Annotated in this window: 2 protein-coding genes; both read left to right on the forward strand. The window is 39.4% G+C overall.

Annotated features, from left to right (window positions below; genetic code table 11):
- Window positions 1–696 (forward strand): MATE family efflux transporter (locus ACPV3A_RS37550; protein ID WP_426204983.1); only part of this gene is annotated, 696 nt, incomplete at its 5' end.
- Between the two features lie 28 nt (window positions 697–724).
- Window positions 725–2,274 (forward strand): bifunctional glutamate--cysteine ligase GshA/glutathione synthetase GshB (gshAB, locus tag ACPV3A_RS37555; RefSeq protein ID WP_426204985.1); only part of this gene is annotated, 1,550 nt, incomplete at its 3' end.

The raw sequence follows: 2,274 nt of genomic DNA on the forward strand, positions 1-2,274 counted from the left end.
AAAACGAAAAACTTAGAAATGATCTCTAAGCAATCGGTCTGGAACAATCGTCTCATGAAAGAAGTTATCCGATTGGGAGTTCCGATTACGATTCAACGGGTCACCTTTACGATCATTTCGATCATTATCGCTAAGATTATTGTAAGGTGGGGGGCTGATGCCATTGCGGTTCAAAAAGTTGGCATTCAAATTGAATCGATCTCCTATATGACGATCGGTGGTCTACAAGGGGCTATCGCGGCCTTTTTCGGACAAAATTACGGAGCACGTCGATTGGATCGAATTCAGCAGGGTTATCGAAAAGCGTTGCTGTTGACTTCCATATTTGGCACTTTCATTTCGCTCGTATTCATTTTGTTTCCTCAGCAACTCTTTTCGCTGTTTCTATCTGATGATACGAGTATGAAGCTCGGAGAAGACTATATGCGAATTATCGGGTTCTCCCAATTATTCATGTGTATGGAACTGATGACCGTTGGTGCGTTTAACGGTATTGGTAAAACACATATCCCTCCGATCTTCAGTATTTTATTTACGGCGCTAAGAATACCCTTGGCTTTGCTCTTATCTGAACCGTTTGGTTTAAATGGGGTGTGGATGGCGATAGCGCTAAGTAGTGTTTTTAAGGGGATCATTTTGGTTATCTGGTTTAGAAAGTCTTTGCGCAGTATTCATAAATCGCTTGCAATTACTTAATCAACAAGGCCAAAGGACGGTCATAAACATGAATTTGTTGAATCGTGAACTTATACAGGTTGTAATAGACCATGCACTTCAAAATGATCTTCTTCGAGGTCATTTCGGTTTAGAAAAAGAAAATGTACGGGTCGACCAAGATGGAAAACTTGCACTGACACCCCACCCGAAGGGTTTTGGAAGCAAGAAGGAAAACCCTTATATTCAAACTGATTTCTCAGAGAGTCAAATCGAGATGATAACTCCCACCTTCGAGTCGATTGAGGAGACTTATGATTTCATGGAAGCCTTGCAAGATATTGTTTCTGTGGAATTGGAAGGAGAGTATTTGTGGCCAAGCAGTAATCCACCCATGTTACCCGAAGAGAAAGAAATACCTATTGCCAAAATGAGCGATCCCATCGCAGACGACTATCGAAGTGAATTAGCGGATAAGTATGGTCGTAAAAGACAATTGTTAAGTGGAATTCATTATAATTTCTCGTTTGATGAGAAATTTCTTAAAAAGCTATATGAGACCGGTCAGCGGCACAAAGACTTTAAGGAGTTCAAAGATGCGATTTATTTTAAAGTAGCTCGTAACTTGATGAGGTATCGATGGCTGCTCATCTATCTAACAGGAGCAAGTCCTGTTTTTGATAATACCTATATGGAGCAATGTGTTAACTTGGCGGATTCCCATGATAATAAAAGTTATTATTTTCCGATCATGAACTCACTTCGGAATAGTATGTGTGGCTATCGGAACGAAAAATCGTATTATGTTTCTTTTAATTCGGCCAAAGAGTATGTTCATGATTTAAACAAGTTGATTCAACAGAATGAATTACTAAGCGTAAAGGAATTTTACAGCCCCATTCGCTTAAAAACCGCTAAGGGGATCAATCCCTGCCAAGAACTTGTGGAAGATGGAGTAGCATACTTGGAGCTTCGATTTATGGATATCAATCCACTTCATAAGATTGGAATAAGTAAAGAAATGATGCATTTTATACATTTGTTTATTCTCTTTATGCTGCTTAAAGTGGATGAATCCTTCCATGAGGAAGACCAAAGGATAGCTGATGTTAACCAAGATCAGGTGATAATGGAAGGTATCAAAGGCTATTTAAACGAGCCTGAATATAGTCAACTCACGATGGAGGAAATGGCACTCGCTGTTATCGATGAGATGAAGGATATGGTGCAGCTTTTGTTTCCTAAGAATGAGGATTATCAGCACATTCTGGACGGTGAAAAGCAAAAAATTCTTCATACGGAGTTGAATGTTGCATCCAGGGTGAAGTCCGACATTCAAAAATCATCTTATCTGACATACCATTTGGAAAAAGCAAAAACATACGCTCAGGACAGTATTCAAAATGGATACCGTTTTGCAGGATATGAGGATCTCGAATTATCAACCCAACTACTCTTAAAGGCTGCGGTGAAACGAGGCATACGCTTTAAGTGGATGGATCGTGATGAGAATTTTGTATTACTTTCAAAAGGTAATCATCAAGAGTACGTGAAGCAAGCTACGAAAACTTCCTTGGACTCCTATAGTACGGTGTTAATTATGGAAAATAAGGTGGTTAC

This window comes from Paenibacillus sp. Dod16, from assembly GCF_049893405.1.
Lineage (GTDB): Bacteria > Bacillota > Bacilli > Paenibacillales > Paenibacillaceae > Paenibacillus_AQ.